General features: G+C 47.1%; 21 protein-coding genes. 5 read left to right on the top strand and 16 right to left on the bottom strand.

All coding sequences use genetic code 11. The features are described from left to right. Nucleotides 1-16: 16 nt before the first annotated feature. The 4 genes from LPW36_RS00450 to yfbV form a co-directional block, all read right to left on the bottom strand. Nucleotides 17-1,855, bottom strand: a complete 1,839-nt coding sequence (locus LPW36_RS00450; RefSeq protein ID WP_230607660.1) for an SLC13 family permease — start codon at nt 1,853-1,855, stop codon at nt 17-19. A 349-nt stretch (nt 1,856-2,204) separates the two neighbouring features. Beyond that, on the bottom strand, nt 2,205-2,858 hold the full coding sequence (locus LPW36_RS00445; protein ID WP_230607550.1) for a sugar phosphatase: 654 nt from the start codon (nt 2,856-2,858) through the stop codon (nt 2,205-2,207). 77 nt (nt 2,859-2,935) lie between these two features. Next, nucleotides 2,936-3,442, bottom strand: a complete 507-nt coding sequence (locus LPW36_RS00440; protein ID WP_230607549.1) for a YfbU family protein — start codon at nt 3,440-3,442, stop codon at nt 2,936-2,938. Nucleotides 3,443-3,646: 204 nt separating this feature from the next. Next, a complete protein-coding gene (yfbV, locus tag LPW36_RS00435) occupies nt 3,647-4,099 on the bottom strand; it encodes a terminus macrodomain insulation protein YfbV (protein ID WP_230607548.1) in 453 nt (150 codons plus the stop codon). Nucleotides 4,100-4,473: 374 nt separating this feature from the next. Between yfbV and ackA the strand changes: the two genes are divergently transcribed. Both ackA and pta read left to right on the top strand, forming a co-directional pair. Next, nucleotides 4,474-5,676: an acetate kinase gene (gene ackA, locus LPW36_RS00430; protein ID WP_230607547.1), complete on the top strand. Its 1,203-nt coding sequence runs from the start codon at nt 4,474-4,476 to the stop codon at nt 5,674-5,676. A 74-nt stretch (nt 5,677-5,750) separates the two neighbouring features. Next, the gene (gene pta / locus LPW36_RS00425) at nt 5,751-7,898 is read left to right on the top strand and encodes a phosphate acetyltransferase (RefSeq protein WP_230607546.1); all 2,148 of its coding nucleotides are present in this window, start codon (nt 5,751-5,753) and stop codon (nt 7,896-7,898) included. 90 nt (nt 7,899-7,988) lie between these two features. On the opposite strand, the gene yfcD is transcribed toward pta, so the two are convergent. Then, nucleotides 7,989-8,540 carry an NUDIX hydrolase YfcD gene (gene yfcD / locus LPW36_RS00420; protein ID WP_230607545.1) on the bottom strand — a complete coding sequence of 184 codons (552 nt, stop codon included), beginning with the start codon at nt 8,538-8,540 and terminating at the stop codon, nt 7,989-7,991. A 3-nt stretch (nt 8,541-8,543) separates the two neighbouring features. Next, nucleotides 8,544-9,101, bottom strand: a complete 558-nt coding sequence (yfcE, locus tag LPW36_RS00415) for a phosphodiesterase (RefSeq protein WP_230607544.1) — start codon at nt 9,099-9,101, stop codon at nt 8,544-8,546. Between the two features lie 193 nt (nt 9,102-9,294). Between yfcE and LPW36_RS00410 the strand changes: the two genes are divergently transcribed. Beyond that, nucleotides 9,295-9,945, top strand: coding sequence for a glutathione binding-like protein (locus LPW36_RS00410; protein WP_230607543.1), 651 nt, complete (start codon nt 9,295-9,297; stop codon nt 9,943-9,945). 104 nt (nt 9,946-10,049) lie between these two features. Next, the gene (locus LPW36_RS00405; RefSeq protein ID WP_230607542.1) at nt 10,050-10,952 is read left to right on the top strand and encodes a TIGR01777 family oxidoreductase; all 903 of its coding nucleotides are present in this window, start codon (nt 10,050-10,052) and stop codon (nt 10,950-10,952) included. Nucleotides 10,953-11,081: 129 nt separating this feature from the next. On the opposite strand, the gene LPW36_RS00400 is transcribed toward LPW36_RS00405, so the two are convergent. Beyond that, entirely contained in the window at nt 11,082-12,383 is a 1,302-nt protein-coding gene (locus tag LPW36_RS00400) for an MFS transporter (RefSeq protein ID WP_230607541.1), read from the bottom strand. Between the two features lie 294 nt (nt 12,384-12,677). Between LPW36_RS00400 and LPW36_RS00395 the strand changes: the two genes are divergently transcribed. Further along, nucleotides 12,678-13,751, top strand: coding sequence for a LacI family DNA-binding transcriptional regulator (locus tag LPW36_RS00395; RefSeq protein WP_230607540.1), 1,074 nt, complete (start codon nt 12,678-12,680; stop codon nt 13,749-13,751). A 67-nt stretch (nt 13,752-13,818) separates the two neighbouring features. On the opposite strand, the gene LPW36_RS00390 is transcribed toward LPW36_RS00395, so the two are convergent. From LPW36_RS00390 to LPW36_RS00350, 9 genes are all read right to left on the bottom strand, one after another. After that, nucleotides 13,819-14,394 (bottom strand): UbiX family flavin prenyltransferase, encoded by a 576-nt coding sequence (locus LPW36_RS00390; protein WP_230607539.1) that lies wholly within the window; start codon nt 14,392-14,394, stop codon nt 13,819-13,821. 452 nt (nt 14,395-14,846) lie between these two features. Next, entirely contained in the window at nt 14,847-16,364 is a 1,518-nt protein-coding gene (gene purF / locus LPW36_RS00385) for an amidophosphoribosyltransferase (RefSeq protein ID WP_230607538.1), read from the bottom strand. 50 nt (nt 16,365-16,414) lie between these two features. After that, a complete protein-coding gene (gene cvpA / locus LPW36_RS00380) occupies nt 16,415-16,909 on the bottom strand; it encodes a colicin V production protein (protein ID WP_230607659.1) in 495 nt (164 codons plus the stop codon). A gap of 134 nt (nt 16,910-17,043) precedes the next feature. Continuing rightward, on the bottom strand, nt 17,044-17,781 hold the full coding sequence (dedD, locus tag LPW36_RS00375; protein WP_230607537.1) for a cell division protein DedD: 738 nt from the start codon (nt 17,779-17,781) through the stop codon (nt 17,044-17,046). After that, the gene (gene folC / locus LPW36_RS00370; RefSeq protein WP_230607536.1) at nt 17,774-19,054 is read right to left on the bottom strand and encodes a bifunctional tetrahydrofolate synthase/dihydrofolate synthase; all 1,281 of its coding nucleotides are present in this window, start codon (nt 19,052-19,054) and stop codon (nt 17,774-17,776) included. The genes dedD and folC overlap by 8 nt, the downstream gene beginning before the upstream one ends. Before the next feature lie 92 nt (nt 19,055-19,146). After that, a complete protein-coding gene (gene accD / locus LPW36_RS00365) occupies nt 19,147-20,055 on the bottom strand; it encodes an acetyl-CoA carboxylase, carboxyltransferase subunit beta (RefSeq protein WP_230607535.1) in 909 nt (302 codons plus the stop codon). Between the two features lie 201 nt (nt 20,056-20,256). Then, entirely contained in the window at nt 20,257-20,919 is a 663-nt protein-coding gene (locus tag LPW36_RS00360) for a DedA family protein (protein WP_230607534.1), read from the bottom strand. A gap of 12 nt (nt 20,920-20,931) precedes the next feature. Beyond that, nucleotides 20,932-21,747 carry a tRNA pseudouridine(38-40) synthase TruA gene (gene truA / locus LPW36_RS00355; RefSeq protein ID WP_230607533.1) on the bottom strand — a complete coding sequence of 272 codons (816 nt, stop codon included), beginning with the start codon at nt 21,745-21,747 and terminating at the stop codon, nt 20,932-20,934. Further along, the gene (locus LPW36_RS00350; RefSeq protein WP_230607532.1) at nt 21,747-22,757 is read right to left on the bottom strand and encodes an aspartate-semialdehyde dehydrogenase; all 1,011 of its coding nucleotides are present in this window, start codon (nt 22,755-22,757) and stop codon (nt 21,747-21,749) included. The genes truA and LPW36_RS00350 overlap by 1 nt, the downstream gene beginning before the upstream one ends. Nucleotides 22,758-22,813: the final 56 nt, after the last annotated feature.

Below are 22,813 nucleotides of genomic sequence, written 5' to 3'. Positions count from 1 at the left end.
ATGTCCAATTTATGTCTCAGAATGGAAACAGCAAAGGAATAACGATCACGCTTACCACCATGACCAGCAAGGTAAATGGAACACCAATACGCAGGAAATCACTAAATTTATAGCCGCCAGGCCCAAGCACCATCGTATTTACCGGTGAAGAAACCGGTGTCATAAAGGCTGCTGAAGCGGCAATTGCCACCACCATAGCAAACGGTAAGGCAGAAACGCCCATCTGATTCGCCGCACCAATGGCTATCGGAGCCATCAATACCGCAGTGGCCGTATTGGAAATAAACAATCCTATTACTGCACACAGGACAAACAGACTAAGCAGTACTACCCTTGGCCCCATATCGCCGACGGCCCCCATTAACCCTTGAACCACCAGATCGATACCTCCGGTTTTTTGTAACGCATGGGCAAAAGGCAACATACCAACAATCAGAATAAGGGTCGGCCAGTGGATAGACTTATAGGCACTTTCCATATCAATACAGCGGAATTTACCCATCAGCAAACAGGCCAGGAGCGCCGCAATCACGTTAGGCACAATATCCGTCACCATCAGAAAAATCATCAGAATCAGACACAACAGCGCATGAGGTGCCTGACTGGTGGCCGGCGCAACTTCGTCCACCTCGGCGGGCAGGTTCATAACCAGGAAGTCACGGGTATTGCTTTGTAATTGACGAATCTGACGCCAGTCGCCAATCACCAGCATCATATCACCAACTTTAAGTTCTTCATCAATCTGGCTGGTTTCGATCAGTTTACCGTTACGGCGAATACCAATTACATTCAGATTATAACGGGTGCGGAACCCCATTTGTCGCAACGTTTTACCTATATATTCAGATTCAGGAACCAGCGACACTTCCGCCATTCCCACTTCTCGTGCCTGTTCGGAGAAATATTCACCGCGCAAAATCATTGGTTCCAGTTGCTCTTCGGTACAGAAGTGTCGAACGTCCGCTTCCGGATCAAACATATCCACCAGCAGAATGTCATGCACCCGAAGTTCCGTGGCGGCAAAAGCCCCAATCATCACCCGGCGAAATTTACGCCAGCGCTCAATCCCCACCACGTTTGCGCTATAGCGGGAACGCAGATGCAGTTCATCCAGAGTACGACCAATTAATGGCGATCCCGGGCGAATAGAGAGGCGTCGGGCGCGGCCACTCAGCTTATAGTCATGAATCAGATCGCGCATAGTGCGGCGAGTACGGGATTTGGCTTTGTCCTGAGTCGCCGGTTTCACCAGTAACGGGCGAACCAGTAGCATATAACCTATCCCCATGACCAGAATTACAATACCAATCGGCGTAACGCTGAAGAAATCAAACTGCCCTACACCATAACGTTGTAATTCGCTGTTCACCACCAGGTTTGGCGGTGTGGCAACCAGCGTCATCATACCGCTGATTAATCCGGCGAAAGCCAGCGGCATCATCAGGCGGCCCGGCTCTCTCTCCATGCGTGATGAAACGCTCATCACCACCGGGATAAAGATAGCGACAACACCGGTAGAACTCATTACTGAACCTAACCCGGCAACCGCTAACATCAGTAGCACCAACAGTTTGGACTCACTGCTACCCGCAACCCGAACCAGCCAGTCCCCTACCTGATAGGCAATACCGGTGCGCACCAGCCCCTCACCAATCACAAACAGTAGCGCAATCAGAATAACGTTGGGATCGCTGAAACCGGAGATGGCTTCAGATAAAGTCAGAATACCGCTGGTAACAAAAACGGTAATCAATAACAAAGCAACCACATCCATCCGCACTTTATTGGATATAAACAGGATTATTGCAATAAATAGAAAGCACACCACCCAAAAAAGTTGGCTATTGGCTAGCATACCCATCGCTGTCAATAATCGCTCGAACACTGTGGTTCCCTTATCTGGTTATCTGAACGTTTTTGCCCTATACAAGATATTATCGAATACTAATCGTGATAAAATATTCGCTTTGAGATGTTTTTTCAGCCTGCATGTAAAGTTACTCTATTTTTCCCTCAATAAAGGAACAATATATGCGATTTAACCGATTAAAACAGAATAAAGCACATCACCAACCTTATATCAATTAAAAAGCGAAACATTCAGTAGAAACAAGGAGATTAGCCAGATATGTCATTAGCATGTTAATAAAAAAGCCCCAAATTATGGAGCTTTCTTATCTTTATGCCGTTAATCATTCATTTAATTAATCAAATTGAATTCTGGCAATGTTATCTGCATAACTGACATGTAATTGTTGCAGCGTTTTTAACGATTTATCCACCCGAGCCAGTTCAGGGGTATTTAGTGGTGCATTTACTGCAATCACCTGACAACCCGCTGCCAGCCCGGAAGCCAAACCTGCTGCGGCATCTTCAACTACCACACAATCTGATGGAACTAACCCCAAACGTTCCGCTCCCAGCAGATAGGCATCAGGCTCAGGCTTACCTCTGGCAACCAGTTCAGCGGTAACAAACACGTCAGGAAAAGGAATTCCTGCCGCTTTACTACGCGCATGAGCAATAGGAATGGTGCCTGAAGTCACAATTGCCCAAGGCACCTTCAGTTCATTCAGATGATTGAGTAACTCAATGGCTCCCGGCAGAGCCTCTACGCCTTCGGTATCGGTAGCTTCAATTTGTTCCAGTCGATCAAACTCTTTTTTGATTGCATCCTCACTCTGACCCGCCATAAAGTGGCGCAGTGAAGTGATTGCCTGCTTACCGTGAATAAAATCGAGCATTTCCTGCGGTGCAACATTCAGACGTTCGGCAACCCCTAACCAGGCACGTTCAACAACTGGTAAAGAGCTAACCAGCGTACCGTCCAAATCAAAAAGAAAACCTTTGCAATTCAAATTAATATTCTCACTGACAAAACAGAAAAGTAAATGGCCGGTATTCACCGACCACTCTGCATAACGAAGGGAAAACATCAGGCATTGATGATTTGAGAAATCTCAATGGCGCATAAGTGATACTGGCGCGGACAGGATTGCCAGATGGCCAGCATACGCTGATATTTATCCCACATTTTAGTTTGTGAGTTAAAGCCATGGGTTCCTGAATCAAAATGGGTATAGCGACCTTCAGTATTCACCAGAAAACGAACATAGCTGAGATAACGGGCTTCTGTCGCGGCATCAAAGCCAAGAAAATTGATACGACGTTCATCAATTTCAGCCTTATCTTTCAGATTTTCACGCATATTCTCAAAGGAGACTCTTAAAGCGTGATGCATTTCCATAATATTGATAATAGTGCGACAGGTCTCTTCTGACAGTTCACCAAACTCGCGCTCCAGTTCCTTCATCTGTAAACCAAAACCGCGCTCAATGATGGTCTGTAACCGGCGATAACGTTCCGCGTTATCCGGATCCAGCATGGTCATCATTTTATATTGGTTTGAAAGGATTAGCCGTTGGGCATTAGTCATTTCCACAATAACAACTCCTGAGATTCAAAAACAAAAAAGAATTCTGTATGTGAATAAACGTCATCACGAATAGATAGAGAATGGCATATTGCGCAACAGAGTGATACCCATTCAGTGTAATTTTTTGTTTACTCAGGAAGAGGAGGTATAGAGGAAGGAAAATCAATCAACAGCGTAGCTTCTGAACAGAATCAGAAGCCGCGCATTTAGTTATAGCTCATCCAGAAAAGTTTTATCCAGCAGGTTAAAAGCTTGCTTAAGCAGCTCCGCCAGATGCTGGTAAGTTGGCTCTTGCTCTAAAGGGGCAAACTCCTGCCCGGCTTCCGCCAGTTTCTCCCGCAGTTGCAAAAACCACTGCTTTAGCGATGGTGGTAGTATTGAAATGGAACGCTGGCCTAACCACCACAACCCCTGCATAGGTAAACTACAGGCAAAAATCGCCGTGGCAACTGCGGGCCCCAATTGACCATTCATAGCAATTTGCCAGGCAAGGGTAAAGATGGCAACGGGCGGCATAAAGCGAACGCCAAAGCGCGTTGCCGTGGTGATACGGTTTTCAGGGAACACCGCAGACAAACGCTTTTCGTTTGGCCAGGTTTTCATGTAAGTCTGCCCGCGCTGAAATATCTGAATCCAACGGATAGGACCTGATGAACGTAGCATTTAATTTGCCGCCTTTGATTCCAGATCTATCGATATGTACATTATGTTTCGATCCGGATTATAATGTACATTCAAAAAATCATGTGAATTTTAAAACAAATACACAAATAACTTGATGCAGTTTAATAAATATCAATTTAATTTGCATTTCTGTTTTATTTTTACTTAGCCAGGTATTATTCTGGCTAAGGCCTTACGGCCAATTTTTTTGTTAGGGATAAAACAATACCAATAACCTGTTTTCAGGCAATTGTGTACAATAATAAAACGCGGGTACGCTAGCAAACCTGGTGATAAAAGTTCGGCCTTACCGGTTAACGCTACGCTTGCCCTATTTTCGTTTTTCAAATCACCACATTAAATAGGTACTTCTCATGTCGAGTAAGCTGGTTCTGGTTCTTAACTGCGGTAGTTCTTCTCTGAAATTCGCCATCATTGATGCTGCCAATGGCGAAGAACACCTTTCTGGTTTAGCCGAGTGTTTCCACCTTCCGGAAGCCCGTATCAAATGGAAAATGGACGGAAGCAAACACGAAGAAGCCCTTGGAGCAGGTGCTGCACACAGCGAAGCTCTGAAATTCATCGTTAATACTATTCTGGCTAAAAAACCAGAACTGTCAAACAACCTGACCGCTATCGGTCACCGTGTTGTACACGGTGGCGAACAATTTACTCAGTCGGTTGTAATCAATGCTGATGTGCTGAAAGGTATTCAGGCTGCCTCTCCATTCGCACCGCTGCATAACCCGGCTGGCCTAATCGGCATTGAAGAAGCATTCAAAGCGTTCCCATCTCTTAAAAATAAAAACGTGGCCGTTTTTGATACCGCTTTCCATCAAACAATGCCTGCTGAATCTTACCTGTATGCTCTACCGTACAGCCTGTATAAAGAACACGGTATTCGTCGTTATGGCTTCCACGGTACCAGCCACTACTATGTCAGCCGTGAAGCAGCAAAAATGCTGAACAAACCGGTAGAACAACTGAACGTTATTACCTGTCATTTAGGTAACGGCGGTTCTGTTTCTGCCATTCGTAACGGTGAGTGTGTAGATACCTCTATGGGTCTGACCCCGCTGGAAGGTCTGGTTATGGGTACCCGTAGCGGTGATATCGACCCTGCGATCATTTTCCATCTGTATGATGTGATGGGAATGAGCATGGAACAGATCAATAAGATGCTGAACAAAGAGTCTGGTCTGCAAGGCTTGACCGAAGTGACCAGCGACTGCCGCTATGTTGAAGATAACTATGCGGAGAAAGAAGATGCCAAACGTGCAATGGATGTATTCTGCCACCGTTTAGCAAAATATATCGGTGCTTACACGGCACTGATGGACGGTCGTTTAGATGCAGTCATCTTCACCGGCGGTATTGGTGAAAACGCTGCAATGGTTCGTGAACTGGCACTGGGTAAACTGGCTCTGTTAGGCTTTGAAGTCGACCACGAGCGTAACCTGGCAGCCCGCTTTGGTAAGTCAGGAAACATCGCAAAAGATGGCACCCGTGCTGCGCTGATCATTCCAACCAACGAAGAGTTGGTGATCGCTCAGGACGCGTCTCGTCTGACCGCGTAAATAACGACAACAACACCGTCAGCTCAGGCTGGCGGTGTTGTTTTAGCCAAAGCATAACCTAAAGAGGTTTCGTCGTGTCTCGTACAATTATGTTAATTCCTACCGGTACCAGCGTCGGGTTGACCAGCGTCAGCCTTGGTGTCGTTCGCGCTATGGAGCGCAAAGGCGTTCGTTTAGGCGTACTTAAGCCTGTTGCACAATCCCGTTCGGGTGCCGATGTGCCGGACCAGACTACTACTATTCTGCGTGCTAACTCTAACGCCGTCACGGCGGAACCTCTGGGCATGGCTCAGGTTGAGAGCATGTTGAGTAACAACAAACAAGACGTGCTGATGGAAACGATCGTTGAACGTTACCAGGAGTGCGCTAAGGACGCTGAAGTCGTTCTGATTGAAGGTTTAGTTCCTACTTCTCATCATCAATTCGTTAATGCCCTGAACTATGAAATCGCTAAAACACTGGGTGCAGAAATTGTTTTTGTGATGGCATTAGGTAACGACTCCCCTGCCCAACTGAAAGAGCGTATTGATTTAGCGCGTTCTAACTTCGGCGGCAGCAAAAATGAGAACATCACCGGCGTTATCATCAACAAGCTAAACGCGCCAGTTGATGAGCAGGGTCGTACTCGCCCTGACCTGTCAGAGATGTTTGATGATTCAGCAAGCAAACCGGCAATTAGCGTGGTTGATACTGCCCAGCTGTTCACCAATTCTTCCCTGCCAATTTTAGGCTGCATTCCGTGGAACCTGGATCTGATTGCCACCCGTGCAATCGATATGGCTCACCACCTGAAAGCGCGTATTATCAACGAAGGTGACATTCGTACCCGTCGTATTAAGAACGTGACGTTCTGTGCGCGTAGCATCCCTAATATGTTATTACACTTCCGTCCGGGTTCACTGTTAGTGACTTCAGCGGATCGCCCTGATGTTCTGGTTTCTGCCTGTCTGGCAGCGATGAACGGGGTAGAGATCGGTGCCGTGCTGTTAACCGGCGGCTATGCCATAGATGAGCGCGTACATAAGCTGTGTGAACAGGCTTTTGAAACCGGTTTACCGGTATTCATGGTTGATACCAACACCTGGCAAACTTCCCTGTCGCTGCAAAGCCTCAGTCTGGAAGCTCCGGCGGATGACCATCAGCGTATTGAACAAGCACAAAACTATATCGCTAACCATATCAACAGCGAATGGATTGATACCCTGACGGCAAACAGCGAAGGTTCTCGCCGTATGTCTCCTCCAGCATTCCGCTATCAGTTAACTGAACTGGCACGTAAAGCTGGCAAGCGTGTGGTTCTGCCTGAAGGTGATGAACCTCGTACCATTAAAGCTGCGGCTATCTGTGCTGACCGTGGTATTGCACAATGTATTCTGCTGGGTAACCCGGAAGAAGTCAGACGTGTTGCTGAAGCTCAGGGCGTTGAGTTGGGTAAAGGCGTAGAAATCGTTGACCCGGCTGAAGTGCGTGAAAACTATGTTCCTCGTCTGGTTGAGCTGCGTAAGAGCAAAGGCATGACCGAAGTGGTTGCTCGTGAGCAACTGCAGGACAACGTGGTACTGGGTACCATGATGCTGGAGCAAAACGAAGTTGACGGTCTGGTATCTGGTGCGGTTCACACCACAGCAAATACGATTCGTCCACCGCTACAGTTAATCAAAACTGCACCGGGCAGCTCTCTGGTTTCTTCAATCTTCTTTATGCTGTTGCCTGAACAAGTTCTGGTATACGGTGACTGTGCGATTAACCCGGATCCAACCGCAGAACAACTGGCTGAAATTGCTATTCAGTCTGCTGACTCTGCTGCGGCCTTCGGCGTTGACCCTCGCGTTGCGATGATCTCCTACTCTACCGGCAATTCCGGTACCGGTAGTGATGTTGATAAAGTACGTGAAGCAACGCGTCTGGCTCAGGAAAAACGTCCTGACCTGGTGATTGACGGTCCGTTACAGTATGACGCGGCAATTATGGAAGATGTAGCAAGATCTAAAGCGCCAAACTCGCCGGTTGCGGGTAAAGCCACGGTATTCATCTTCCCTGACCTGAACACCGGTAACACGACCTATAAAGCGGTTCAGCGTTCAGCAGATCTGGTTTCTATTGGGCCAATGTTACAGGGTATGCGTAAACCAGTTAACGACCTGTCTCGTGGTGCGTTAGTCGACGATATCGTGTACACCATCGCATTAACGGCTATTCAGGCTGCGCAAAACGAAGGTTAATGCTCTCGTTTTTGGGTAAAATAATGCCGGGTCTCATACCCGGCATTATTATTGAGTGAAATCACTTCATGCTGATAAAAGCTCCTGACATCAGGCCTGATGTTCTACGCTCTCCGCCATTTCTTGCTGTTCCGGATTACGCGTCACCCATAAATTAAGCGCCTTCACCGAGTCCGGAGTAAACTCATCGGCTCGTTGATTGATCTCTTCCAGCGTCAACCAATGAACGCTCTCAATCTCTTCTTCCTGCAAGGCGAATGGACCATGGGTAACACAGCTAAACAGTGCCCCCCAAACCATACAGTTATCCGACTCATAGTAAAAAGTACCGTGATCGGCAAATGGCACATCGGCAATACCTAATTCCTCTTCCGCTTCCCGGCGGGCTGAAACCAGCATGTCTTCCCCCTGCTGAACAACACCACCAGCCGCAGCATCAAGCCAGCCCGGATAGAAATCTTTATTGTCGGTACGGCGCTGCACCAAAATTTTGCCCATGCCGTTATGAACCACGATATAGGTTGCCCGATGGCGCAAATTCTTCTGCCGCATTTGCTGGCGGGTCACTTGAGCCATGACATTGTTATTTTCATCAACAACATCAACCCACTCGACTTGTTCGGCTTGCTTTTGTTCTTCCATCTGTTAAAACCTTTTCTCTAAAGATACCTGAACGATGGGCTCTTGTTGTTGCAAGCTTAAAACCTGTAACACACCATCGTTCAGTATACCAAAACTAGCCGGATATCCACCTTTAGGCAGGCTGGCAGATCCCGGATTTAATAAGTAAATATCCCCATGCTTTTCAGCCTGAGGTATGTGCGTGTGACCATAAGCAAACACATCCCCGGAACGTAATGCAGGGAGCTTATCAGGATGATAATGATGCCCATGAGTTAAAAACAACCGATGTTGTTCAAGTAATACCTGCTGCCAGGTTGCCTCTATTGGAAAGTGTAATAGCATTTGGTCTACTTCACTATCACAATTCCCGCGAACCGCCATGATTCTATCAGCAAACCGGTTGAGATACAGCGCTACTTCAGCAGGATTATACTCATCCGGCAAGGGGTTACGTGGTCCGTGATATAACAAATCCCCCAATAAAATTAACCAGTCGGCATTGGAATGCTCAAAACGCTCTAACACCAGTCGAGTTGCTGATAAAGAACCATGTAAATCAGATGCAAACATCAATTTCATCAGTGAATATTCCTGAATATAAGATCAACCAAGATTGAAATTTGACCAGTCACAGTATGTTAAAAATATTAGCCCAGATTACCGCACATTTTACTGAATAAAAAAGGCATCTCACGGCATAATATACCCGTTAATCGCTGAGAAAAATCAGTCACGTCATTAAGCCAGTAAAATTTATGACATGGAGGGAACTATGATTAAATTTTATTACACTCCAATTCCTGATGGAAAAAAGATCGCCATCTTTCTTGAAGAGCTTGAACTGTCTTACAGCATACACCCCTTCAAGCTTAGTAATGTTGACTACCCCTTGCAGACACTGACGGCATTATCTCCGGAAGAGAGAGGCCCAATAATTATTGACCCCAGGCCACATACCGGTGAACCACCTTTAACGCTCCATGGCGCAAGCACCATTCTGGTGTATCTGGCTGAAAAGAGCGGTCATCTGTCCTCTTTTGGGCTTCGTCATCGTTATGATGTACTGCAATGGCTATTTTGGGTAGAAAACAAATTGATGCCAACGCTGGAGAATATGGAATATTTCAGTCATCACTCTAAGCGCATCATTCCCTCTACTATTGAGCTTTATCAGCATGAAACTACCGCTGTTTATCAGTCACTTAATCAAAGCCTGACCAAAAATATGTATATTGCCGGCGACAGCTACAGTATTGCTGATATTGCGCTTTATCCATTGATCGATGCTTATCAAAAACAGCGTATTGATTTGCAGAATTACCCGGCCGTCAACAACTGGTATCAGCGAATCAGTAAACGACAGGCAGTGGTTATCGCCCGGCGAATAGATACCGAATGGCAGCTAAAAGGCAAAATGGAGTAAAAACACAAAGTTGTGAGCGATCATAATATTTTGTGGCAACTATCCGCTATGATAAGTAGATGCAAGACGGTTTTGTTCCTTACGACTGCTTCAGGAGATCGCCCATGCATATACTTATTACCGGTGCTACCGGGCTTATCGGTCGTCATTTGACCAAAAGCCTGTTATCGCAGTCCCACACTATTACTGTGGTTAGCCGCAGCATTGAAAAAGCCAGAACGCTATTTGGTGACAGCGTCAACTATCTCAATGCGCTGGATAATCTAAAAAATCTGGATAATTTTAACGCCGTGATCAATCTGGCGGGAGAGCCTATCGCCGATAAACGCTGGACAGCCGTGCAAAAAAGGCGCCTGTGCAACAGTCGCTGGCAATTAACCGCCCATCTCAGCAAACTGTTCCATGATAGTCATACGCCTCCGTCAGTATTTATTTCCGGCTCTGCCGTTGGTTATTATGGCGATCAGGGTCAAAGCGTAGTCACCGAAGACGAACCACCACACCCGGAATTTACCCATACGCTCTGTCAACGTTGGGAGGAAGAAGCCCTGCTGGCAAAAAGCGCTCATACTCGGGTTTGCCTGCTGCGTACTGGTATTGTGCTATCGGCGGAAGGCGGAGCGCTGGCCAAAATGCTCCCCATATTTAAGATGGGCTTAGGTGGTCCATTAGGTTCCGGGCTGCAATATATGCCATGGATTCACATTAAGGATATGGTGAATGCCATCCTGTTTTTGCTGACTACGCCGAAACTGGAAGGTCCATTTAATATGGTTTCTCCTTATCCGGTACACAATGAACTATTCACCGACCTGTTGGCTTCGGCTATCGACAGGCCGCATTTCTTCCGCACTCCGGCATGTGTTATTCGCTTACTGATGGGGGAATCAGCGCTACTGGTGCTCAGTGGGCAACATGCGTTACCAAAGCGGCTGGAAGAAGCGGGATACCATTTTGAGTTTAGTGATTTAGAGAAGGCGTTTGATGATTTGTTTCCAAAAGATTAAATACAGAGAAACGCGCTGCGACAATTGTCCTGAAGTCGATTAACACCTATAAGCGCCAGGACACGCTTATAGGTGTACAGTAAAGATTATTACGTTTGACCCAACATTCGTAGGTATTGGCTACCCCATTCAGGCCCGTTTAGTACGACGTTCCGCAATCAAAGAAACCAGGAATATTGCACCAATCAGATCAAAGAACCCCATAGCAATAAACAGCGGGTTAAAACCTATTTTGTCTGCGGTAACGCCAATCAGTAATGAGAACAGAAAACTGGCGATCCAGGCGGTAGAGCCACGCATGCCGTTAACCGTTGCCATCTGACCTTTATCAAAAGAGTCCACGACCAGCGCACTCAACATACAAGAGATAATCTGATGACCAAAACCCCCAATAGAGATTAATACGATAGCGATATAGGGATCTTTTGTTATCGCAACCAGAGCCAGCGAAATCATCAAAAATGCACCGGTAACGGAACTGGCCACCACAGAATTAGTACGGGAACAACCAAACCAACGAACATACAGTTTGGTCAGATAGCCACTGGCAACGCTGCCCAAATCAGCAGCCAGGAATGGCAACCAGGCAAACATAGCAATTTGCTTTAAGTCCATACCCCGTTCGTTAGCCAGATACAGTGGAACCCAGAAACTCATTACTGCCCAGGCCGGTTCTGCCATAAATGCCGGAATGGCGATACCGTAAAAACGTTTGTTTTTAGACACGGTTTTCAGTGCAGTAAAGAAAGGCAGCTTTACCGCTGGCGCTTCATTATCCTGCTTGATAAATGCCAACTCTTCTTTACTCAAATTCGGATGCTGCTCGGGATTATGGTAAAACAGCCACCACAGGATAACCCATAGCATCGCCAACACACCGGTAAACATAAATGCACCCTGCCAGCCAAAAGAGGCATGTGCAAAATAGATAATCGGCGGAGCCAGCATCGCACCAATCGAGAACCCTACCCCTGCCCAACCGGCAGCAACCGGACGCTCCTTTTTAGGGAACCACTCACCAATAGTTTTAGCGTTAGCGGGCGTTGCTGCCGCTTCGGCTCCCCCCATCATAAAGCGTAAAATAGCCAATTGTAGCCAGCTTCCCGCGCCTGCATGCATCATACAAACAACTGACCACACAATGGCACATACCAGAAAGCCCAGCTTCAGACCTATCACATCAATGAGCCAACCGCATATTGGCTGGAAAACCGTATAGGCCAACTGAAATGCACCAACAATCCATGAGTACTGCTCGGTGGTAATACCCAGACTATTTTTTAATTCCGGCGCTAAAATACCAAGGGAGTTACGGGTAATGTAGTTAACAGTAACCCCCATCAAAAACAGCACCAATACCCACCAACGTAAATTACGGATGGTTCGCGTGGCTTTCACTGCGGTTACATCCTGATTTATTTCAGAACTCATCTTGCTCTCCTCCTTGCAGCGATAATAATCAGGACTGGTATGACAACCTTCCGGCAGCCACTCTCTTTAACCATCTGATTAGTTGTTTTTTTATTTAAATTTTTGCGTAGAAAAGCTAAAAGCAATTCGACAAATTGAGCCTAAATGAGTTATAAATCGGCCAATAGTAGATTCGCTGCAATAATTTTCATCAGCCAAAAAAAGGTAGTTAAACATTTAGTTAAACGCCTTTAAAAATGGTGAATACTCAATGATGAAAAATCTTTCATTTGCAAAATGGGCATAGATCACAGAATGAGTAAAAAGCTAAAAATAGGCGAAATTGCTGCCCAAACCGGACTGTCAATCAGTACGGTTTCAAGAGTGCTGGCAGGAAAAGCCAATACCAGTGAAGTGGCAAAACAACGGGTGCTGGCTTGTGCACAACAAAACGGGGTACTGCAAGGAATGGCAGCAGGACGCTTATTGCTTAATAACCTGATGGTATTCGCTCCCCAACGGGCCTTTGATGAGCGTCTGGATGTCTTTTATTACCGGGTTATTCAGGGCATCAGCAAAGCACTGAGTACCCATGAGGTACGATTACGCTATTGTGCACTGGAGGAGCTGGATAGCGACACCAATCTGTTTTTGACAAAAATGAATGAGCCGGATACTGAGGCGGTGATCCTGCTGGGTATTGACGATCCTCATATTCACGATTTAGCTGTAGATATAGGTAAACCCTGCGTGCTGATAAACTGCCGCGACCACAAAATGCGCCTGCCGGGGGTTTCTCCTGATAATCAGCTTATTGGTGAATATGCCGCAAGCTACCTCTTCGAACAGGGGCATAAGGCGGTAGTCAACCTGCTATGCCTGCGACGCCATACTATGGAGCTTCGCCTTGCAGGAATTCGTGATGCATGGGAAGCCCATAATCTTCCGTTTGATGATAATCAGCATCTGATTACCGCCCAAAGCTTTAGCTCGAAAGAGAGTGAACAACTTATCAGTGACTATCTCGCCGTCACCCCGCGGGATAAATTGCCCAGCGCCTTACTGGTGGGGGGAGATTTTATGGCCGCAGGTGCCGTCAGCGCGCTACAAAAAGCCGGGCTGCGGGTTCCTAATGATATTTCAGTGATGAGTATTGATGGCTTCAATCTGGCGGCGATACATGATGTCCCCCTAACCTCTGTTCATGTACCCCGCGATCAACTGGGTGAAGAAGCTGTTCATATTCTTCAGCAGCGCCTGATTCGCCCACAGGCATCTACCGGAAACTTATTGCTAAACGGAACGCTGGTAATACGGGAGTCGGTACGCCGTATTCGCCCGAATAAGAGCCATACCGCAGTGCGTAATGACGGGTTGTATGATGAGTAAATAATTGAGGGTTATTTCAGGATTAATGGTTACTGAAATAACCTGATTTTCCACCAGCAGAAGAACGCTATAGCTTACTGCCCTGCCAGCGCTCAAACAGATCCTGTTCTAACTGAATATCCAGTTGATCCAACACTCGGTTTACCGTTTGATCAACAATATCCTGCACGCTTTGGGGCCGATGATAAAACGCCGGAGCCGGAGGCATAATCACCGCCCCCAGCTCCGCCGCCTGCGTCATTAATCGCAAATGCCCCAAATGTAGCGGTGTTTCCCGCACACACAGCACCAGCGGTTTACGCTCTTTTAGTGTCACATCCGCCGCCCGGCTTAATAAGTCATCGGTATAGCTGTTTACAATAGCCGACAGAGTTTTCATCGAGCATGGCAAAATCACCATACCGTGGCAGCGAAACGAACCGGAAGAAACCGAGGCGGCAATATCCCTCACATCATGAACCACAGAAGCCAGTGAGGTGACATCCCGCAGACTATAATCCGTTTCCATCGCCAACGTCTGACGGGCAGCATTACTGACTATCAGATGGGTTTCCACTTCCGCACAACCTTGCAGAACCTGCAACAGGCGAACGCCATAAATCGCACCACTGGCGCCAGAGATACCGACAATCAAACGTTTCATAAGAAAACTCTTTGCATTCGCTGAATAATGACAGGACTTTGCCGTAATCAGGACACTTTATCAATCAGAATCCTATTGGGTAATAACACTTATGAATAAAAAATGCCGCACTAAAACATCAGCACGGCATTTCAGACTGATAACAAAGTCATATAATTTAGTTTTATATTGGTTTTGTGTTTTAGCATAGCCAATCAGAGGGAGAGATTGCCGTTGGGGTCGTAGCAGCTTTAGCTGCCGGAGCGCCCCTAGGGAATCTAGGCCCGACGCGCTCTACAGCTAAGTACAGATGGTCTTCCGGCCGAGCACGAAAGTGATTTGAGCCACATCGTTTTTACGGCCGGAATATTCACAGATGCTGATTATTAGGTTTGCCAGCAGTCTCAAATACCGCACTAAAACAAAAACATCAGCACGGCATTTCCGAAGTTCAACCATTAATAACTGCCAGTCTACCCTTCGTTATACAACTCCAGATTCTCAGCGTTATGATGATCTTTATCCGCCTTAGCGTCATCATTACGCAGAGTATCCAGATAATCGAGGTAGTTCTGGTCAATATCCCGTGTAACATAAATGCCATCGAATACCGAGCTCTCAAACTTCTCAATATCGTGGTTATCTTCACGAACCGCTTCAACCAAATCGTCCAGATTCTGGAAAATCAATGCATCTGCACCAATGATTTGATTAATCTCCGCCACTTCACGACCATGAGCGATCAGCTCATTGGCGGTTGGCATATCAATACCGTAAACGTTAGGGAAACGCACTTCAGGCGCCGCCGATGCCAGATAGACTTTTTTGGCTCCGGCTTCACGGGCCATTTCTACGATCTGCTCTGAAGTGGTGCCGCGCACAATGGAATCATCCACTAACAGTACATTCTTATCACGAAACTCTGCGCGGTTGGCGTTAAGTTTGCGACGTACCGACTGTTTACGCGCCTGTTGACCAGGCATGATAAAGGTCCGGCCAACATAGCGATTTTTCACAAACCCCTGACGGTAAGGCTTATCGAGAATACGGGCAATTTCCAGAGCGATATCACAAGAGGTTTCCGGAATAGGAATGACGACATCAATATCCAAATCATCCCACTCACGAGCGATTTTCTCCCCCAGCTTTTTCCCCATACGAACGCGGGCGCTGTATACGGAAATCTTATCGATAAAAGAGTCCGGACGAGCAAAATAGACATATTCAAACAGACAAGGATGACTTTGCGGATTATCGGCGCATTGTTGGGTAAACATTTGCCCCTGTTCTGATACGTAGATGGCCTCTCCCGGCTCCACGTCGCGCAGGAACTCAAACCCCAGGGTATCCAACGCTACGCTCTCAGAAGCCACCATATACTCGATACGACCATCGGTCAGCTTACGTTTACCAATCACTAACGGACGAATACCGTTAGGATCGCGAAACGCCAGCATGCCGTGACCAATAATCATTGCCACACAGGCATAAGCGCCGCGGATTAATTTATGGGTATTACGGACCGACGTAAAAATATCTTCAGGCGTTAACGGATAATGGCGAAAGTTATCCAGCTCGCTGGCCAGAATATTCAGCAGAACTTCAGAATCAGAGGTGGTGTTAATGTGGCGGCGGGCCACTTCAAACATCTTATGCTTTAACTCATGGGCGTTGGTCAGATTGCCATTGTGCGCCAGAGAGATACCATAAGGAGAGTTAACGTAAAACGGTTGAGCTTCTGAAGCGCTGGAGCCGCCTGCCGTAGGGTAGCGAACATGTCCGATACCCATATTCCCCTGCAGGCGCTGCATATGCCGCATCTCGAACACGTCTTTGACCAGGCCGTTGGCTTTTCTTAAGCGAAAGTTATTATTCTCATCAATAGTAACAATGCCCGCTGCATCCTGCCCACGATGCTGAAGCACCGTGAGCGCATCATAGATGGATTGGTTGACTGGTGTAAAACCAACAATACCGACAATACCGCACATGCTGTCTTTTCCTCATCAGTATCACCCCACGCCCACCCTGACGAAAATGTCTATTGCGTAACGTGAGGCAAGAAACTCGACGAACTTTGCAAGTAGTCAAAGAACCACTTAATAATATGACTAAATTGCGGAATCAACTGGGACTGCACCCAATCTGCGCTTTGAGAAAATGATGTAAATGAGTCAAGGAAAAACAGTAACGCCGCCACAATTAACACGCCTCTTAACGCACCAAAACAGATGCCTAAAACGCGGTCTGTGCCGGAAAGTCCGGTATGTTTTACCAAAGAACCTATCACATAGTTAACAATAGCACCCACAATCAATGTCGCAATAAATAGCGCGGCGATAGCTATTCCGTTACGTACCAACTCGTCCTGAAACTGCGTAAAGTAAATTGTCAGGTAAGGGTAAAATTGGCTGGCTACAAAAAACGCCGCTACCCAGGTTACTAATGACAAGGCTTCACGAACGAATCCCCGAATCAGGCTAACCAGCACTGAAAAAACAATGATGCCGATAATGGCATAGTCAACCCAGTTCAACATATGTACGTCCATGTATTCATAATGTGGTACTTCATAAAATCAGCCTATATAAATGCTACGCCGTCTGATTTGCAGCGCATTCTAACAGAAAAAGAAAACGTTTGCGTATCGTTTTTCCACTTAAGCAAACGTTATCGTCCGGTACTATATGCTTTAACTTGTCCACTCAGGCCAGTCAGTCGATGTAAATCTGATAATGATGCTTCAAGCTTCTGTTTTGAAGGATCTGGACCAACCACTAAACGTGTAATCTGCCCCTGAACCGGTGTAGCTGGGATCGTATACACCCGATATCCGGACAAACGTAACGTTGCCACTAATTCATTGACCTTATCGGCATTTTTTAATGCGCCAAGCTGAACGATATAGGCCTGACCAACCGGTGGTTTTTCCACTGGCTTGGTTGGCTCTGTCGGTTTAGCAGGTTCGGTGGGTTTAACCGTTGGCTTAGGTTCAGGCTTTGGTTCTGGTTTAGGATCCGCAGGCTTCACCGTCGGTTTTGGCTCTGGCTTAGGCTCTGGTTTTGGCTCAGGCTTAACTTCTGGTTTCTGAACTGGAGCAACCACGCCCGGAGGCGTGGTTGCTCCGCCATTGCCGTTTGCTAACGGTGGCGGGGCTATAGCACCCGCTTCAGAACCGTTACCTGACTCCGGGACCGTAGCGCCCGTATTTACCGGCGGTAGATTGTGATTTACCGAAGGTAAAATTTCTGTATTTTGATCGTCTCCCTCTTTAGGTACTAAAGGGATCGATGCAAACTCATCTTCGTAATGTTTTTTCTTACCATCAAACAGGCTGGGAATAACGATTACCCCAATGGCGACAATAATGATTGCCCCCACCAACCGGTTCTGAAATTGACTAGCCATCCTGTTCTCCTGTGCATAACTCCAGCACTTCCATCACCTGTGCAACCGTATGGAAGGAACCACAGACAATAATGGTGTCCTGACTACCTGCATCCTGCAACGCTTGATTCCAGGCCTGTTTAACATCAGAAAAGATATGTGGTTGCGGTAAATATTGCGCCAGCTGTTCTGCTGTTGCGCCGCGAGGCCCTTCCAGAGGGGCGCAATACCATATATCTACTTGAGGTTTCAGTAATGCTAAAGTGCCTTCAATATCTTTATCCGACAGCATACCGACCACTGCATATACTTTCCCCCCCTGCTTAGGTAATGCTGCCAGACGCCCGGCTAAATAGCCTGCTGCATGAGGGTTATGGGCTACATCCAGAATTCTTAGCGGCGACTGACCAATCGTCTGAAAACGCCCAGGCAGGGAGGCCTGTTTTAGCCCCTGATGAATGGCGTCATCGCCCAGATTCAGGGAAGAGTAATGCAGGGCTGCCATCGCTGTAGCTGCATTCGCTAATGGCACGTTAGGTAATGGCAAAGAGGTTAATTGTTCCCCATTGGTCTGCCAGCTCCAGCTATCACCCGCGGGATTCAGATCAAATGACCATTCATAGCCGCGACGATAGATCGGTGCATTAAGCTGACGGGCAACATCGGCAATACTTTGCGGCATATCCGGTTCGCCAACCACCGCAGGACGCGCAGAACGGAAAATGCCCGCTTTTTCACGGCCAATACTTTCGCGATCAAAACCCAGCCAGTCGGTATGGTCCAGCGCAATACTGGTGACTACCGCTACATCGGCATCAACGATGTTTGTTGCATCCAGACGACCACCCAGTCCAACCTCCAGAATGACCACATCCAGTTTAGCTTGCTTAAACAGTTGGAACGCGGACAGCGTACCAAACTCAAAATAGGTCAGAGAGATTTCTCCCCTTCCCTGCTCTACCAGAGAAAAAGCCTGCGTATGGTCAGTTTCAGTCAGTTCTTGTCCCTGAATACGTACCCGTTCGGTATAACGAATTAAATGGGGGGAGCTGTAAACACCAACGCGATAGCCTTCAGCCATCAGGATAGCTTCCAGAGTTCGACAGGTCGTTCCTTTGCCGTTAGTTCCGGCAACGGTAAACACATAGGGGGCCGGCTTAAGCAGTTCAAGGCGTTCAGCAACGGAACGAACCCGTTCCAGACCTAATTCAATAGCCTTACTATGCAGGTGCTCGAGATAATAAAGCCACGAGGCAAGAGGCGACGTGGCTTGTGGTATTTCCAGATCTTTCATGATTCCCGTTCACTTAGCTACGGTGTTATTTTGCACAAACCGGCCAAAAGGCCGGATTGTGCAATATATCATTAGTAAATCGCCGTTCAGAGCTACTCTTCCGCGTCTTGCACGGGCTCTGAAGGTTCGCCCTGAATTTCACCCTCAGGAGGTAAAGGCTGACCGGTCATTTTTGCCAGCAGGCCAGCTAAACGCTGACGCATTTCAGGACGGCGGACAATCATATCAATTGCCCCTTTCTCAATCAGGAACTCACTGCGTTGGAAGCCAGGCGGTAATTTTTCACGTACCGTTTGTTCAATTACCCGTGGACCCGCAAAACCAATCAGGGCTTTTGGTTCCGCCACGTTAATGTCGCCCAGCATTGCCAGACTGGCAGAAACTCCGCCCATGGTTGGGTCAGTTAATACCGAAATATAAGGCAAACCGCGCTCTTGCATTTTAGCTAATGCAGCACTGGTTTTAGCCATCTGCATCAGGGAGAACAGCGCTTCCTGCATACGAGCACCGCCGCTGGCAGAGAAACAAACCAGTGGACAATTATCTTCCAGCGCCTGTTCAACACCACGAACGAAACGGGCACCAACCACTGACGCCATTGAACCACCCATAAAAGAGAATTCAAATGATGCAACCACGACCGGCATTCCACACAGAGTGCCTTTCATTACTACCAGCGCATCTTTTTCATCAGTCTCTTTTTGAGCTGTGGACAGACGGTCTTTATATTTTTTAGAGTCTTTAAACTTCAGCAGGTCTTTAGGTTCAAGCTCACTACCCAGCTCCACTTCGCTGCCTTTATCCAGGAAGCTATGCAGACGTACCCGAGCGCTCATACGCATATGGTGGTCGCACTTAGGACAAACGTCCAGATTACGATCCAGTTCAGCGCGGTAAAGCACCTGACCACAGCTATCGCACTTGGTCCAAACCCCTTCAGGGATGCTAGCTTTGCGCGTTGGAGCGCTGCTCTTACTTAAAATTCTTTCAATCCAGCTCATTGATGACCTTTCTGTTTAAACCGAGCATACTGCTGGTCTGTTATTCAGACGGATATCTTCCCGTGATAATGACAGCCACTGTCTGACACAGGTATATGACACAAATAATCGCCCATTAAACCATAACGCTCCGATAGAGTGGACTAAAAACTTATCGGAACCCTTCATTCTGTGCAGCAAAAATTATAATGATATGAATTATCAGGTATTTTTATTTTTTGCTGCCGCACGACGGTGGCGAATAACCTCAATCACACCAGGCATAATGGAAATAATAATAATCGCTACTATCAATAACTTTAAGTTATCTTGCACGATCTTTAAATCGCCGAAAATATATCCTGCATAGGTGAACAGCACAACCCAGAGCAGTGCTCCAATAACATTATAAGCGGCAAAATGGCGATAGCTCATATGCCCCATACCGGCAACAAAGGGGGCAAATGTCCTGACGATCGGAACAAATCGAGCCAAAATAATGGTTTTTCCACCATGACGTTCATAAAACTCATGGGTTTTCACCAGATAGCTTCGACGAAATATTTTAGAATCCGGATTTCTAAATAGTTGTTCGCCGAACAGTTTACCAATGGTGTAGTTTACCGCATCGCCTAAAATAGCGGCAGTAATCATCAATGCCACCATGGCATGCACATTAATATCGTTCCCCGGCAGAGCAGATAGCGCACCGGCAACGAACAGTAGTGAATCCCCCGGCAGGAAAGGTGTTACCACCAGGCCTGTTTCACAAAACAGAATCAAAAACAGGATGCCATACACCCACATACCATAATTTTCAAAAATCTGCGCTAAATGCACATCGATATGGAGAATGAAATCAATTATATAAGTAATGTAATCCATAGTAGGTGTTATTCATCCACAAAGGTTGTTATCTAAAAAAAGCGGGCCTAAGGGTAAGTCTGGTAATGCAAAGCGCTCCGGGTAATCCACGGATACCAGATACAAACCTTCCGCTTTTGCCGTTGCAGCAGCCAGCGTTCGGTCTTTCGCAACCAGCAGCTCTGCCATCCAGCGCTCACCTTGATTGCCACAACCGACTTCCAACAGACTGCCAACAATATTTCTAACCATATGATGCACAAACGCATTGGCCTTTATATCTACCACTACATAAGCCCCTTGTCGCGTGACATTTAAATGATTTACATTCCGCCACGGAGTGCGCGATTGACACTGCACTGCCCGGAAAGAGGTAAAATCATTTTCACCCAGTAAATACTGACCGGCACGATGCATACGAGCTTCGTCCAGCGGCAAATGAAAATGGGTAACGCCACTGCTTAAAATGGCAGGGCGAAAACGATGGTTATAAATAATATAGCGGTATCGACGAGCGGTTGCACTGAAACGAGCATGGAAACCCTCATCAACGCGTTTTACCCAACGTACAGCAATATTCTTTGGTAAATTGGCATTTACGCCCATTGTCCATGCAACATCCTGTCGTTGAACATCCGTTTCAAAATGAACTACCTGACCAGTAGCATGCACGCCAGCATCGGTGCGCCCGGCACAAAAAACGGATATTGGCTGGTTAGCTACTTGAGTTAATGCCTGCTCCAGATGCCCCTGAACGCTGGCAACTTCCTGTTGGCGCTGCCAGCCATAATAAGCGCTGCCATCATACTCAATACCTAATGCAACCCTGGTTTTTCCCGCTTCTGACATCAGTAAAAATACTCCTGAGTCAGGCTCTCCGCCGTTTTAACCATCATTAATGCACCGCCAAAACGGATATTATCCGCTACTGACCAGAACTGAATCTGCTCAGGAATTCCATAATCATTACGTAAACAACCAACGCTTAAGTGAGGATTACCGGTAGCGTCACCAACCTGAGTGGGATAATCGTCATTCTCACTCAGTTGAATATCTTCAGCATTAGATAGTTCATCATAAGCCTCTTCAGCCGACAGTGGACGCAGCCCTTCCATATGCACCACCTGCGCATTACCGTAAAACACCGGTGACTGAATGCAAGAAATAGAAATCGCCAGCCCATCATCCTGCAACACCTTACGGGTCTCATCCACCATACGGCGCTCTTCCCGCACGCTTCCTTCTGCGTCGGGTAACAATGGCAGCAGGTTAAACGCCAGTTGCTTATTAAAGAAACCCTCTTCTACCGGTAATCCATTAAGCAAACGGGCACTTTGACCGGCCAGATCGTCCACAGCCGCTTTACCATGTGCAGAGGCGGATAACATGGCGGTGACCTGAAGTCGCGACAGACCAGCCGCTTCAGAAAGCGGCTTAATAGCCGTCAGTAACTGACTGGTTAAGCTATCCGCCACGACCACAATATTACGATTACGGTATTCAGACAGCACATGATTATTCACTCCCGGCACCACTAAAGGCACTTCCGGCTCAAGGGAGAATGCCCCGCTGTTATCAATGACCAGACATCCACTGTTCGCCGCTTCATCTGCATAACGTACTGCCGCTTCGGTTCCGGCAATAAAGAAAGCCAGTTGGGCCTGCGACCAGTCAAATTCAGCCGCATTCTGTACCACAATGCTTTTACCATTAAAACGCAGCGTTTCACCGGCTGTACGTTCACTGGCTAAAAGATACAGTTCTCCTACGGGGAAATTGCGATCCTGTAATAGCTCAAGCAGGGCTTCACCTACTGCCCCTGTCGCCCCAAGTACCGCAACTTGCCAACCATCAGTCATGCTGAACTCTCCAAATCATTACATATATGCGCATCACAGCTCGCTCTGTCTTCCTT

The organism is Limnobaculum eriocheiris, assembly GCF_021010575.1.
Lineage (GTDB): Bacteria > Pseudomonadota > Gammaproteobacteria > Enterobacterales > Enterobacteriaceae > Limnobaculum > Limnobaculum eriocheiris.
This window is presented reverse-complemented; position numbering and strand designations above follow the sequence as displayed.